A 15,472-nucleotide genomic window follows, 5' to 3' on the forward strand; every position below is an offset into this window, starting at 1 on the left:
CCGGCCCCGCCGTAGGAGCGGGCTTGCCCGCGATGCGGCCTCATTTGCACCCGGAGCCGCCGCATCGCGGGCAAGCCCGCTCCTACACCCGACCCGTCGGCTACGGGCACAGCGCGCATGATCCCCATCACAGGGTCAGCTTCGGCTCCCTGTCGAACTCCGGATTCGGCTGCAAGGTCAGCCGCAATACCATCGGCTGGCGCATGTCCGGCGGCGGCGGTTCGGGCAAGGGATGGGCGCTCAGGATCGCCCGCAGGTCGGCATCGGTCTGCACGTCGCCCAGGCTGTCGAAATCGCTGCGCACAACCCAGCCTTCCGACGAAATCCAGATGCGCACCACCACCGGCAGCGGCACCGCGCGGCCCTGCTGGCGCTCTCGCAGCCGCTCGTGTAGCCGAGTGATCAGTTCGCCGGCACCTTCGCTGAGGCGTATCTGCAACGCATTTCCGGTCACCTGCGCATAGGCGATCCAGTGCGCCGGCACCTGCTCCTGCGCCTGAGCAACGGTCAACACGGCGGCCGCCATCGCCGAACCGGCCACCAGGCCCGCGCGGCGCGGGAAAACCCGCCGCAGCACCCGTGCGAACAGGCCTGCGGGCCGTTTCTCTCCTGCGGCCCCGGCCTGCGGCGCCGCATTTTCCATTTTCCGTCCGGGTCTATTTCTCACAAATCACTCCTGCGGATAAAGTGGCGGCGCGCGGCGCGCCCGGCTGGTCGTGGCCCAGTTGCGCGTGCTCGCTCTCGTCGAAGCCGACGAAGTTCTCGCGCAGGAAGGTCTTGATCGCCTGCGCCGGCACCGCAGCCACCTCCGTCGCCCCTCCGGCGGGCAGCCTGCGGCCGGCATGCCGGCTCAGGCTGCGCACGTCGCCGGCCCCCGGCGACACCACCGCACGCTCCACCACCATCGCCAGCACCCGGCCATCCGCGCCCAGCACCGCACTGCCGCTGGCGCCCGGTCGCACCGGCGACATCATCGAAAACCGCTCCCGGCCCGGCACCGTCACTGCGTTGAACATCGCCCGCGCACGGTCAGGCATCGCCTGCAGCGCGCTGTAGCCCTCGGCAAACACCGGCACCGCCAACGCACTCGCCGGCGTTTCCACCGGAAACGTCGCCGCCAGGATCGGCTTCAGCCCGGTCTTCAGAACGGCCGCGTCCATATCGCGGGCCGTGGCCCGCACCCAGGCCGGCGCAACCCTGCCGTCCTTGAGCGCGTACAGCCGCCTGCACCCGTCCACCGCATGCCGGGCCGTGAGCACGTCACCCTCCATGTTGAGGAAAATGCCCGTCGCATGCGCCTCCGGCTCCTGCGGCGGCGACGCATGCAGGGCCGAAGCAGCGCACAGCAGGCCCGCCAGGACCGCACGGCGCGCGAGCACGGAACCCCGCCTCATCGGCCCTGCCTCCGCCCTTCGGTCCACGCCCAGCCCGCCTCCGTCCGTACCGCCCCGCCGGGCGCAAACGCGCATTGAACCTCAGCAAGATGACAATTGCGCGTCACTGCACGGTCTGCCGCCCACGCTCCTCCGACGTCAGGCGGGCGCACTGCGCGCCGTCCAGGGCACCCACGCCCAGCACCTGCATGCTGATCACCGACGGGCGCACCTGCCGGGTCTGGCTCCTGGCCATGTCCTGCGCCGCCTGCGAGGCGCTGTTGCCATGATGTTATTGCGGCGGGTATCGATTTCGCCCCATCCGTCTTCGACAGGGGCGATGACGACGACTTCGTCATCCACGATGCGCGCACGCAGACCCGTTCCACTGAGCAGCAGGTCGATGGCCTCGGCCGGCGTATAGACGCCGGGCACGGCGGACGCCATGCGGCCCCGATGGCTGGCATCGATCAGGATGCCGAGCCCGGTCCGCCCTCCCTGCCCTGGGCGGCGGGCGCGGCCAGCATCGCGGTCATCATGGCTGCCAGGCGGAGCCTGCGGACTCCAGCGTGCCGCGCGAAAACGCGGGACGAAAGAAACGGGCCTCGACAAGGCGCCGAGAAGGTCATGATGGCGCTCATGTACGGACGGAGGGTGGCGGCAAAGTCTGTCCGACGGATGTAACAGCCGCGTTGCATCTCTACCACTTAGGGCGTAGCGTGCCGTGGCTGGAGGCCACCGCGGCCTGTGGCGTCGCCGAAGCGAGCCGCATCGCACCACCCGTTGCAGCTTGAGCGGGTCTGCCGCCCAAGGGCGGCAGACCCTTCTGGCGTCACTTCGGGATGGAAGCTCGTGCCGTCATCGGTAGCCCGCCTTCACTCCTGCTGCAGAAGGCTGCGCTGCTCGGGCGTCAGCCGGGCAAGCTGTGCCGCGTCGAAGCTTCTGCCCACACCTACGAACTGGACCGGACTTGCCGGATCATAAGGAAACCCCATCACCGGTTGCCCCACCGCCGGCATGGGAGAAGCCGCCCCCCTCCGCGCATCCGCCTGGGGCTCGCCGAAGCCCAGCACCTGCACGCTGATCACCGACGGACGCGCCTGCCGGGTCTGGTTCCTCGCCATGTCCTGTGCCGCCTGGGAGGCGCTGTTGGCCGCGGCGCTCGCCGAGGTGAGTGCGCCCACGTTCACCGAGGCCACCACCGGCAAACCCGTGGCCTCGCCCTGCACCTCGATGTTCTCCGCATTCACCACCTGCAGCGCCGCCAGGTTCGCATTGCCCGACACCCGGATGCCCGCTTCGCCCGCGTCGATCGTACCCAGCGGTGCGATCAGGTCCACGTCACCCGGCGGTACTTCCGGAATCGGGTTCAGCGTGGCGATGCCTGCGCCCGTGCTCGGTGCCTGCGGCGACAGGGTCACGTTGCCCCACTGGTCGTACACCCGCCGCGGCGGCGTATAGACCACGGTGGTCTTGGCGCCCCGGCCGGCGTTGATGTCGCCTTCGGCCGACCACGCCTGGATGTGGCCGCCGAAGGTGGTCATGATGCGCGACAGGCCCAGCAGGATGCTGCCCTGGCTGTACATGCGGATGTCGCCCGCGCCCTGCGTCATCACGCCCGCCGATGCCGGCGGCACCACACCCTCGACGCCGACGACGATCTGCCCGGCCGGGGCCAGCAACTGGATGTCGCCGCCGAAGAGGCTGCGGATGCCCGCGCCGCCGAACATGATGATGTCGCCCGAGCGTTCGATCTCGTTGCCATCCGCATTCTCTTCCGGGAACAGCGCGGCGATCATCTGGCGGCCGCGCAGGTAGGAGCCGAAGCGCGGACCGTCCACGTCGTTGTATTCGCGGCCGCCGGCCAGCAGTTCGGCGTAATAGACCGTGCGCAGGAAGATGCGCTGCTGTTCGGCCGGCAAGCCAGCGAAACGGGCCAGCGCGTCCTCGTCGCTCGTCGCCTCGTAGCCGAAGGTCGCCTTCAGCCACTCGGCCAGTTCCTCCTCGTAGGTGTGCGCCACCTTGCCGGGCTGGTCGGCCAGCGGATGACCGGGGGTGAGGTCGGCCTGGTTGGCCGGGTCAAGGTAGCGCAGCAGCGCCACCCAGTCCGGGCCGGCCGCGCCGTGGCCGGCCTGGACCACGATGCGCGCGCCGGGGCGGGTATCGCCCTGTATCACGCCGCCCAGGCTGGTGAAGGTGACTTCGCCATAGGCCGGAACGCCCGTGGTGCCGGTGCCCGTCTGCCCGGCCATCAGCACATTGCGGCCGGCGCTGATTTCCAGCGTGCCGGGGCCGGCCACGGTAAAGCTGCTGAACAGGATGTCGCGGCCGGCCTTGACGATGGAGACGTCGTTGGGGTCGGTATGGAAGAACAGGTTGCTGCGGGTGCTGGCTGTGCCGACCGTGCTGACCGGGGTCCGGGCCAGTTCGTTGGCCACGTATAGCGACGGGTCCGACAGCAGCATGCCGGAACGCACGATGTCGCGCCCGGCCTGCATCCACACCGGCCCGGCGCCTTCGTACCAGGTACCGCGGCCGGTGGTCGCGGCCATGGCGATGATCTCGCCGATGCCCAGGCCAATGATGTCGCCGTCCTGAGCATAGATGCGCGTGACCTCGCCCGGCGCCGCCGGAATCTCCTGCGCGGTGCCAGGGCCGAAGGCGATGATGGGAAAGTGGGCAGAACCCGGACGCACCGCTTGCGCCGACAGGTTGTTCTTGCCGATGGTGGTGGTTGCCGATAAGGCAAAAGCCGGTTTGAATGGCGTCGGCACCACCTCGGGGCTGGCGCTGACGCGGCTGACGACGTAGCCATGGGCAAGGATGGAACCGCCGGCCAGCATGTCCATCCGGCCATTGGCGCCGGGGGCCAGCCAGATGTAGTCGCGCGTGACGTCGTAAGTGGAGCTGATGCCGTTGCCCAGCGCCGCCTTGCCCAGGTAGATGCTGCCGGCGGCGGCCACCACGTTCAGTTGCGAGGGCCAGACGAAGCGTCCGTCGGAGACCGAATAGTTCTGTCCCGGGTTGCTGTTGGCGGTCGAGTTGTCGCCCAACTGCTGGCTCCACGACAGGTCGCCGCCGGCCGAGAACAGGTTGATGGCGGTGTTATCCGTCCACAGCGAGAACCAGCCGTAGCCGCCGGCCTTCCAGGCGTCGCTGCCGGCATCGCGGTACGGCGGCAGGTAGGGCTGGTTGATGCGCCCCGGATCCCCGGTGCCGCCGAGTACGAGGTCGCCGCGCGTTTCCAGCGTGGCCACGGCATCGCCCAGCATCAGCACCGGCCCGCCGGAGGCAATCGCCATCGCGGCGGCATAGACGTCCATGGCGCGGATATCCTTGCTGAAGCCGCTGGAATAAGCCAGCACGAGACCGCCCGAAGCGCCCATCCGGGCATCGAGCGCGCCGCGCAGGTTGGCCAACACGCCGCTCATGTTCAGATTCTGCTGCCAGTAGTCCGTGACCTTCGGATTGGTGACGGTGTTCGGTGCCATGGAGCGGGCCTGAAGATCGGGATTCAGGCTGCCGCCAACGCGCAGGGCCAGATCGCCGCCGCCGGTCAGCAGCAGTTCGCCGTCGGCGCCCACGCGCCCGGTGCCGCCCACCGCCAGGATCAGGCCCTGGCTGCGCGGCCGCGGCGTATTCAGTGCGGGATTGCCGATGCGCGTCAACAGGCCGGCATCGCCGCCCACGTCCACGGTCAGGTTGCCGCCGCCCAGGGTGCCGACGCCGACGAAGCCGACCAGTTCGGGAATCGCCGCGATGGCGGTGCGGTCGGTCGCATTGGTGTAGTCCGCGTGCGAGTTGCTCACCGTGCGGCCCGACACATAGGTGCCGAAGTTGATCCACCAACTGGCGAGGATGGGATCGATGCCCCCGGTGTCGCCGCTGGCCTGGCGCCACAGCCAGTTGCCAACGTCCACCGAGCTGCGCTGGCCGCGCAGGTCGTGGGTGCCGTAGTTGACGGAGGCCGGGTTGTAGAACGCCAGCAGGTCGCCGCTGAAGTCGGCGCCGGTGCGCACCAGCAGGTTGCCGCCGCCGTCTGGATACCAGGCCGCATAGGTGCTGCTGGCGCCGCCGTTGACCAGCGCCTCGTACTGCGCGCCCACCTTGGTACGGCCGGCGATGGTCGGCTCGGCCGCGGTTTTCAGGTAGCTGCCGTCGGTGTCCTTGCCATGCGGCAGGTTGAAGGCCGCCTCGTCGGCGCCGGCCGCCGAGGCGGTGGACGTGCCCGCCGTATAGATGCCGTAGAGCGACTGGATGGACACGTCCTCGCCCGCCAGCAGTTCCAGGCTCCCCGTGCCGGTGCGCAGCACGCTGAAGTTCTGCGCCACCGGGTAGATCGCGGTCAGGTTGCCGCTTACGTAGCGGTGGTACAGGCTGTAGTGCGGGTCGGCCAGCGTCAGGCTGCCTTCCGCCTCCGCGCGGGCCAGGCGCGGGTCGGCGGCCGCGATGTCGGCGCCGGCGACCAGGCGCAGGTCCCAGGAGGCCGAGCCTTCCGGCAGCATGGCGGCCACCGCCCAGTTGCGGCCCATGCGCCCGTCCGTGACCGGACGCAGCGGCGTGGCCAGCGTGCCCGCCGGCAGGACGATGCTGGTGAAGCCCGGGATCACCGCGCCCATGGGCAGGTTCAGCGAGCCCGCCAGGAAAACGCCATCGGGGTTGTTGACCGCCTGGGAGGTCGCGCGCTTGGGCAGCGGCACGCCGGCCGGCCAGGTCATGGCCGCCAGCGAGGCGGCGGCCGGCAGCCGGAAGCCGGCATCGAACCGGGTGCCCACGGGCAGGACCACCTGTGCGCTCACCTGCGTGCCGGCGGCGTAGAGGACCTCGCCCGCGGCATCGCGCACGGCCGCCGAGAACACGGTGCCGGCCGGCACGGTCAGTTGCGCCGTGAGCGAAGTTCCAACCGGCAGGTCGGTATCGGCCGCCAGCGCCACCGCCTGGATGGGCAGGTCGTAGTTCAGGACGCGGCCCGGCGGAAAGCGCGTGCTTTCGGCCAGCACCACGCCGGCATTCGGCACCACCACGTCGGCGCCATAGCCCTGGATGCCGGGCGTCAGCACCCAGCCGTTGTCGTCCGGCGTGCCGGGTGGCGGCGCGAAGCCATCGTTGATGCTGCCATAGATATCGAAGTCGCCGCCGGCGCGAATGGCCAAGGCGCCCGCCTCGCCCGAGCCGTAGGCGCCGAAGACCTTCTGCGTGTGCGGATTGAGGCTGTCGTAGCGGTAGCCGGAAAGATCGAGGTCGCCGCTGACCACGAGGTCGCCGTCCGGCGTGGCGCTGACGATTTCCACCGCGGGACGCAAGTGGAAGGCATCACGGTAAGTAGCGTTGTCGAGGCCCGCGAGCTTGTTGCCGAGCAGGTTGGCATTGGCCAGCGCGTTGGCGATGAAGCCGGTGCTGTCGGCGTGCTTGGCGTCCAGGTAATCCTGGTCGACCACCTGATACGGACGGCCGCTGGCGGCGGGATCCGTGCCGTAGCCGGCGTCGTCGTAGCGTTGCACGGCATTGACCGCGATCGACCGCGCACCCTCGATAGTGACGGCGCCGCTGGCATCGATGGCGATATCGCCGGCAGTGGCGCCCCCCAGGCGCGGCGCGTACAGTTCCACCATGCCCCGCGCGCGGCCGTCGTGCAGGGCCGGCCTGGCCCTGACGCGGGCATCGTCGGTGCCGTGGCGCAGATCGATGCGGGCGCCCTCGGCCAGGGCCAGCGTGCCACCGCCCGAGTTCAGCTCGACGATGGCGCGGTTGGGCGCGTCGATGATCTTGCCGTAGCTGTCCAGGCGCAGCGCAGTGCCGTGGGCATCGAGCACGCCGGTACCGGCGACCGTCAGGCCGTTCTTGCCCGCCAGGCGGATGCTGCCCACCCGTTCTCCGCTGGCATCCACGGTGCCGGCCACGGTCAGGTGGCCGCCGTCCAGCGACACGTCGATCTGGTTGGCCTTGAGTTCGTTGCCGATGACCAGGTCGCCCTGCTTGAGCTGGAAGCGGCGCAGGCCGGACACGTGGTCCTCGTTGAGACGCTGGTTGAGCGCGGCAAAGGCTTCGCTCAGGCCGCCCGCGCCCAGCTTCTGCGCGCGTACGTCGATGCCGGCCGATAGATAGGGCACGAAAGTGCCGCCGGCATCGGCATGGCCGCTAGCGCTGCCCAGGATGTGGCCCAGCAGGTCCACCGTGCCCTTGCCCTCGCCCAGGGCGATGGCGGTGAGGCGGCCGGCCTGGTTGTTCTTCGCGGTGAGATCGATGGTGGCGCCGGCGGACTGGCGGATGTCGCCGGCCGCGCTTTCCAGCGTCACGTCGCCGCCCCAACTGTAGCGCGTGGCGCCGTCGTCGTCGAAAAAGGTCAGGGTGCGGCCGGAGAGGTCGAGATACGCCGCATCGCCCAGCGTCAGGTCGCCGCCGGCACTCAGGGTCAGCTTGCCGCTGGGCAGCGCCACCATGGTGTCGAGGCTGAGGTTCTGGCCGGCGGTCAGCGACAGTTCGGCGCCGATGGCGGACACCGTGGCGGCATCGGCCGCGCCGCCGGCCGGCGCGGACACCGTGATGGCGCCGCCGGCCGTGATCTTGTTGACCGAGCCGGCCTCGCCGCTGATCAGCGGCGCGACGATGTCGAGGTTACCGCCGCTGTAGCGGAAGCCTTCACCCGGCACGTAGTCATTCTCCTGCTGCTGATAGACCGCCAGCGTGCCGAGATTGTTGGCCGTGATGCGGTCGCTGGCGTGCAGGTCGACGTTGGCGAAGCCCAGCGCCAGCCGGTCCAGCGAACTGATGCCGTCCGGGCGGCTCCAGGGGCCATAGCCGAAGGTGATGCGTTCGGCCTCGACCGCGAAGCTGCCGGCGCCGGTGCCGGCGCCCTCGCCGATCACCACCGCGGGCGCATCGCCGGAACCGTTCCAGACCAGTTCCTTGGTCTGGATGCGCGCTACCTCGCTAGCGCTGCCATAGCCATAGATGGCGGGCGTGGTCAGCACCAGCTTGTCGAGCTGGGAAACGCCGCCCGCGTCGAGCGTGGAAAGGGTGACGCCGCCAAAGAAGTTGAAGGAACGGCTAGCGATCAGCTCCAGCGCTTCCAGCGCCGGGGCGCCGGTCGTGGTGTCGCCGCTCAGCAGGAGGTTCAGCAGGTCCTGGTTCAGCGCCAACCCTGGCGCCAGCGCCGCGCGGTCGCGGGCCGCGTCCAGCGCTTCGTTGTCGCCCACGTTGAAGGCGCCCGCCGCCAGGTTCAGGTGGCGCGTGCCGTACCGCACCGACTCGTGCATGTCGAAGGTATTGTCGGTGGCGAAGGTCAGGCTGCCTTCCGAATACAGTTGCGTGGCGCCGCTGCAGTCGAGCGAGGCGCAACTGCCGATGCGGATGGGCGCGGGCCCCACCGTGGCGCTGCTCGCCGCCGGCGCCAGCCACTGCTGGCGGCCATTGGAAACCGACACCACGGCCGCGCTCCCGGCCTGGAAGATGAAACCGTCGTCGGAGTCATAGGCCACCGGGCCCTGGCCCAGGGTATTGATGACGGCGCCCTGCTCGATCTCTATGCCGAGGCGGGCATTGGAAAGGCCGCCATAGGCCATCAGCATCACTTCCGGCGCGCTGAGCTCGGCGCCGCTGCGCAGGACGATGCCCAGGGCCGGGCTGGTACTGATGCCGTTGGCCGTGTTGTTGTTGAGCTGCACCAGGTTGCCGCTCTGGCCATACACCACGCCCGGCAGGCCGCCGATGGCAAGGCGGCTGACCTCGATCTTGCTGAGGTCCGAGGCGCGCAGGGAGATGCCATAGTCCGGGGCGGGCATGGCGCCATCGGCCAGTATTTCCACAGTGCTGTTGGCCGTCCCCGCCACCGCCAGGGTACTGCCGAAACCGCCTTCGGCGGCGGCGCTCAGCACCGTGCCGTCGAAGTTCAGGCTGATCTCCGTGCTGTCGGCCGGCCGGGAAGAGAAGGACAGCACCAGGGTCTTGGCATCGGCCTCGATCTGCGCACGCGGCACGCCCAGGCGCGCGGCGTCGATGCGCGCATAGTCGGCATAGGATGTCTCGTTGTACTGCGAATAGCCGCGCAGCACGTCGGCTGGCGTCAGGATGACGGAATGCGCCAGCGTGTCGGCAAAGCCGGTGCCGCCGATGGACAGCGTGCCGCTGGCGAGCCAGGAACGGTTGCCCATCCGGCTCGGTGCCAACGGGGCGCCGCTGGCCGCGCCGCCATTGATTTCGACGCGGAAGGCGCCCGGCAACAGCGCATAGGTCGAGGGCAGCAGCGTGTAGGTGCCGGCCGGCAGGCCGGGCACGCCTTCGGGAATGGTGATCTGCTGGCCGAGCAGCGGCGTCGAGGCCCCCAGTTCGCCCGAGGACGGCGCGGCCACAGGCTGCGCGCCGGGCACGATGGCATAGACCGGATGATCGGCCAGGCTGGGGGCGCTCACGCCGTCCTTGCCGATTTGCAGCAGCGGCGTGTAGCGCGCATCGGTGGAGCCGCCGCGGCCGGAAACGAAACCAGCGCCAGCCAGCGTGCCGCCGCCGGAGAGGTCGATGACCGCGCCTTCGGCGACATTGGTTTGCAGGCCGGTCAACTGGATACCGCCGGTGATGACCTTGCCGACGCCGTTCAGGCGCAGGGGGTCGTCGCTGTTGTAGTACCAACTGATGCCGTCGGCGGTGCCGCCATAGGGGATGACGAGACCGGCGGCGCTGACCGAGGTGATGGAGCCGGGCAGCAGGTTCACGGTCTGCGTCGCCGTTGACCCAGTGGACGAGCCGAGCGCGATCATGCCCTGCGGCGCGCGAATCACGCCGCTCTGGTTGAGGGTAGGGGCGATCAGCGTAAGACGGCCGAATACGGAGTACGGCTGGTCGGGCAGCGTGTCCGTGCTGCGCGTGACCGTCAGCGCGCGCGTGAAGTCGGTGGTGTTGCCGACGCTCTTGTTGTCGCGGCGGCCGGCATTGACCGTCACCGCCGCATGGGTAATGGGGTAGAGCTGCGCCGCCGACAGCGTGAGGTCGCCGGCCACCAGCAGGGAACTGTTGTTGCTGTTGCCGGCAGCCTGGCTGGCTCCGAAGCGCATGTCGCCGGCGCTGACGAGCGAGACCTGGTCGAAAGCACGGCGGTCGATGACCTGGTCGGTGTCGGCGCTGAAGCCCGCGATGGTCATGTGGCCGCCGGTAGCGGTGACGCCCGGGACGGTGGCGACGTCGAACACGCGGCTGGCGCTCAGGGTCAGGCTGCCGAGGTTGGGCTGGGTCGAGCCGGTGACGTTGAGCACATTGGAGGAATGGGCAATGCCGGTATAACCCGTCGTTGTCGTGCTCGTCGTCAGGAAAGCGGAGGACCATTTCATGTAGGGCGCGGCCAGTTCGACATGGCTGCCGTCCGGGCTGGCGTCGCTCCAGCCGAGCGCGCCGACGTAGAGGTTGATCGCCCGCCCCAGCGTCAGATCGACGCTGCCATCGAAGGTGAGCATGGCCGAGGTCCACAGATTGAGCGTGTCGAAGCCGCCCTGGCTGACCCGGTCGGCGCCCAGGCGCGCGTGGCCGTAGGTGAAGAGGGCGATGCCGTCATCCTCGGGGCTGGCATTCGCCGCGAGATCGCTGGTCCCCTGTTCCTGCGCGAACACCAGTTCGGTCACCCGGCGCTCGTACTCGGGCGTGGTGTTGATGTAGTTGTTGTTGGCCAGGCCCACGGTCAGGCTGCCGCCCGCCGCGCCGGCGCCGCCCGACGCCCCGCGCAGAGTGCCGTCGAGGTAGAAGCCGGCGCTGGACGACAAGGTGATGCTGCCGCCGGCGCTGACCACGTCGGTCGCGCCGATGCCCGGAATATCCAGCACGGCATGGCTGCCGGAAACGTCGATCAAGGCGCCTTCACGCACCACCACGAAGTGCGGCAGCCCGCCCAGCGTTCCCTCCACTGGGTCGATTTCGGCATTGCCGAACAGAATGCTGCCGCCCGCATCCACTCGGCCATAGCGCTCACCGCGGGCATTGACGGCAGTGATGGCGCGGCCGGCCGCGTCGAGCACGGCGTGCTCGCCCACCCAGACCGATGCGCCGATAGGCATCAGGCCGCCCTGGTCATGGCGGCTCAACCGGATGCGCCCGCCCGGCGCTTCCAGGCGGCCATCCACGGTCAACTGGCCAGCGGTCAGCAGGGCAATGGACTGCCCCGGGTCCACGGCCACGCGCGCCCCTTCGGCCACATGCAGCCGCTTGGCATAGGCATCGGCCGTCTGGCCGTCGCCGACCGTAAGCGTCAGGCTGGCGCCCCGGCGCTGGCCGAGCACGCTCTTGACCGGGTCTTCCTGGTAGAGCGGCGGTGTCCACAGTTCCAGCCCCTCGCCGCGCGTGGCGGCGCCCTTGGCGCCGGCGCCCAGGCGCAGGGCGGGCATGAAGACTTGCAGGTCGGCGTCCGGCGCCACCAGCGCGGAGTGCCGGCTGAACACGTCGTAGGCCGAGAAGCCGCTCTGGAAGAAAGCGCTGTCCAGCACCCGGGGCGCGCGCACCGCCACCTGGCGGTCGAACACCGCGCCCGGCGCGATGAGGGTGCCCGCCTCAAAGACCACGTCGGCCGGCGCCAGCGTGCCCGCCGGGGCGGTGTAGGCCGGCGTGGGAATGCCGGTGGCCAGGCCGGCCGGGACGACGTAGCCCGCCGTCAGGGAACCGGAGGCGATGCGATCCACCACCGAACCGGCCGGCACCACCTGGCCGGTGGAACCGCGATAGATCGTGGTGCCCACATAAACCGTCAGCGTGGTGCCGCCCAGGTCCCAGCCGCCTTCGCCGACCGGAATGCTGAGGCCCGTGGTGTTGGTGAAGGCAATGCCGCTCGTTATCCGCTGGCCGGGCATGACCACGTTGAAAGTGGCCGCGCTCGGCAGCGGTTCTCCCTTCGCCACGGATACCGGCTCGTCCAGTATCAGGCCGACCTGCGCCGCTTCGCCGCTTTGCAGATGGCCCGCGTCGTGCACCTTGCCGCCCAGCACCAGGGGCTCGCCGGTGCGCAGCGTCAGCGTGCCGCTGCCGGCGACGCCATAACCCTTGATCTGCCCCTCCAGGCTCACTTCGCCAGTGGTACTGCTGCGGCCCGACTCCAGCGCGACGCTGCCGCCCTTGCCGCCCTTGCTCCCGCCGTCGGCCAGCACCGCGGCGCCGGACGACACGTCGATCAGGCTGCCGGTTTCCAGCACGATGTTCTGGCTGGTGGACAGGCTGATGCTGCCGCCATCGAGGAAGGCCAGCCTGGCCTGCTCCTCCGGGTTCAGCCGCAGGTTGGCCCAGTGGCCGGTGAGGTCGAGCGTGACGCCGTCGTGCAGGGTGATGTCAGCATTGCCGCCCAAGGTCAGCACCTGCGGCGTGACGCCGCTGCCCGGCGCGAAGTTGTTGGTGACGCTGATGCTGCCGCCGTGGGCGGTGACGTCGGCATTGAAATCGACGACGGGCGCGACGATGTCCAGGCGGCCGCCGTCGGCCAGCGACAGCGCGCCATCGATGCTGACCGCGCCGCGGGTGCCGATCACCAGACCGCCGAGCGATTGCCGGTTGAGTTGGCCGGCGTCGAGCCACAGGGTGTTGGCGCGTTCGGCCGGCAACAGGGTGTCGATGTCGAGCCCGGCGCTGATGGCGTCGAGGTCGGCGATGCGCACGTCGGTGGTGTCGATGGCAGCAATGCCGCCCATCATGCCGCCGATCCCCGGCAGGCCGAAGCGGCCGAACATCAGCGCGCCGGCGCGGGCGACCGCGGTCTGCGCCTGCCTGTAGCCGTCGTCGATGCCATCGCGGCCGCGAACCTGGCGCGCGCCGTTGAACACGTCGGCGACGATGTCGCCTTCCAGCACCGCGGTGGGCGCGCCGACGATCAGCCGGCCGGCGTCGCGGCCGACGGTGTAGCCGTTCTCCAGGCGCTGCGGTGGGGCGATGATCGGGTTGTAGTAGTAGTCCGTCTGGCCCCAGCGGGCATGTTCGTCCTCGAAGCCCTGGTACACGCCGATGAACAGCATGTCCGCCGGCGCATCCTGCACGGCGTACAGCTTGCCGTCGCCGCCCTTGAGCCAGGTCGTCCTGACGTAGCCCGTGGCGATGTCGAGGGTGCCGCCGGAAATGTTCAGGGTGGAACCGGCCTGGGTCACCACTTCGTTGCCGTTGAGCAGGATGGTGCCGCCTTGCGCGGCCCACTCGCCGATGCGGTGGCCCTGGTTGCTCAGGTAGCCGCTCACTTCCAGCAGGCCGCCCGCCGCATACCAGCGATCGGATTCGTAGCCCCCGGTGCCGGCCGGCACCAGGATCAGATCGCGCCGGTCCACCCAGATGTTCTTGTTGAACAGCGTGCCCGCGTCGCGGTTCACTGGCGAATCGCGCAGTTCGTTGCCCTGTACGTTGACCTTGACGTTGTTGGACTCCATCGCCACGTTGACGCCAACGGCGCCGGACACGTCGAGGATCGCGCCTGCGGCGACGAAGTTGCGCTTGCCGGCGCCGACCACGATCTGGCCGCCGGTGGCCAGCGTCAGGCTGGCATCGGTGAAGTGGACGTTGCCGCCGCTGACGATCTCGATCCGCGACAGGTCGAGCCGGTCGTTCAGGCTGGAATAGTTGTTGAAGCTGCCCGTCGCCACCGTGGAGCGCGGCGCCGAGGAATTTTCGATCAGGGTGTCACGCTGGCTATCCAGCGCCGTCTGGCTGTCGTCTTCGATGACGACCGCAGTGGTGGCACCGGAACCCAGCGTTACCTGCCCACTGGCATCGGTGGCCGAGTTCAGCAGATGGATCGTGCCGCGCTGGTTCACCGTGGTGGTGCTGACCGCCGTGCCATTCTGGCGCACGTCCCGGCCGGCCAGGGTGATGTCGCCTTCGCGCGCCAGGATCAGGCCGCTGTTGGTCACCGTACCCGCCGTGCTGCCGGTGGCGAACTGCGGCGCGATTTCGTTGCCGCGCGTGCTGGAAGCGCTGTTCTCGTCGGTCCCCACGCCCCTGCGGATGATGAAGCTGTCGCCGGCGGCCAGCGCCGTCTGGCCCCTCCGGGTCACGATCTCACCGGCGTTCTCCACTTCCTTGCCCAGCAGCAGCACGTAGCCGCCGCCCTGGGTCACAGACTGCGGCGTGTGGGTCTGGATCAGCGCGCCCTGCTCCACCTTCACCGCGCCGCCCGCACCGGTGAAGGTCGGGGTGGTGGCGCTGGCACCGTACAGGCCGTTGTCCTGGAACTGCGCATCGGTGATGTTCGCCGCCGCGGCCACCAGGTTGCGCACATTGACCTGGCTGCTGCCCTCGAACACCACCCCGTTGCGGTTGAGGATGAATACCGTGCCGTCGGCCTTGATCTGCCCCTGGATCTGCGAGGGTCGCGCGTTCGGGTCATTGACCCGGTTCAACACCGCCCAGTTCGCATCCTGCTCGAAGTTCACCGTGGTGTTGCGGCCCACGTTGAACGTCTCCCAGTTCAGGATCGCCTTGTCCGCGGTCTGTTCGATGGTCACTGTGGTCTGGCCGCCTTCCATCGTCTGCGTCGGGGCGTTGGCATTGCTCCAACCCTTGGTCAGTTCGTTCTCGTCGATCTTCAGCCCGCCTTCGCCCAGGCCGTCGGGGACCGACGACGGGCGCAGCAGCGCCGCCTGCCGGGCCTGCGCCTGCAGCGCCTGCTGCAGGGCGATGGCCTGGGCGGCGGTGTTGAGGTTGGCGATGGAGGTCTGCAGCCGCTCGCGCGCCGCATTGCTCTGGCCCTGCGGGCTGGTCAGGCTGGATACCGGGTTGCCGTTGGGCAGCAGGCCCGTGGCCGTCGCCGTCGCCTGGTTCGCCCCCTTGGCCGCGAACCAGGCCGGGCTGAACGCCTGCTGCGCATGCGCGTGGCCGACGGCACCGCCGGCCATCATCGCCAACGCGATGGCACGGGCAACCGGGGCCATCATGAAAGCTCGTGCTTCGGAGGGGTTCGACTGGCAAGGCTTGCTGTTGCGCGTGCGAGTGGTCATAAGTGCGTTCTACCGAGTGAGGTTGGCCCGTTCGGCTGCCCGCCTCATGCCGGCCAGCCGTATGGATGGAGGCGTTCTCACCTCCCGCGGCATGCGCCGGCGGCAGGCGGAAGCCCCCTTCTGTACGGCTGACGAACGGCACGGACCCAATGCCGCAAA

4 protein-coding genes are annotated in these 15,472 nt (G+C 69.5%); all 4 read right to left on the reverse strand.

From position 1 onward, the window contains the following. Positions 1–127: 127 nt before the first annotated feature. Complete coding sequence (locus E6O51_RS13225; RefSeq protein ID WP_136385471.1) at positions 128–643, reverse strand: YbaB/EbfC family DNA-binding protein; 516 nt, start codon at positions 641–643, stop codon at positions 128–130. A gap of 13 nt (positions 644–656) precedes the next feature. Next, complete coding sequence (locus E6O51_RS13230; protein WP_168735267.1) at positions 657–1,379, reverse strand: S1 family peptidase; 723 nt, start codon at positions 1,377–1,379, stop codon at positions 657–659. A gap of 118 nt (positions 1,380–1,497) precedes the next feature. Next, positions 1,498–1,629 (reverse strand): hypothetical protein, encoded by a 132-nt coding sequence (locus tag E6O51_RS22390; RefSeq protein WP_269140103.1) that lies wholly within the window; start codon positions 1,627–1,629, stop codon positions 1,498–1,500. A gap of 619 nt (positions 1,630–2,248) precedes the next feature. Then, positions 2,249–15,250 (reverse strand): filamentous haemagglutinin family protein, encoded by a 13,002-nt coding sequence (locus E6O51_RS13235; RefSeq protein WP_168735268.1) that lies wholly within the window; start codon positions 15,248–15,250, stop codon positions 2,249–2,251. Positions 15,251–15,472 lie beyond the last annotated feature (222 nt).

This window comes from Pseudothauera rhizosphaerae (assembly GCF_004801305.1).
GTDB classification, from domain to species: Bacteria; Pseudomonadota; Gammaproteobacteria; order Burkholderiales; family Rhodocyclaceae; genus Pseudothauera; species Pseudothauera rhizosphaerae.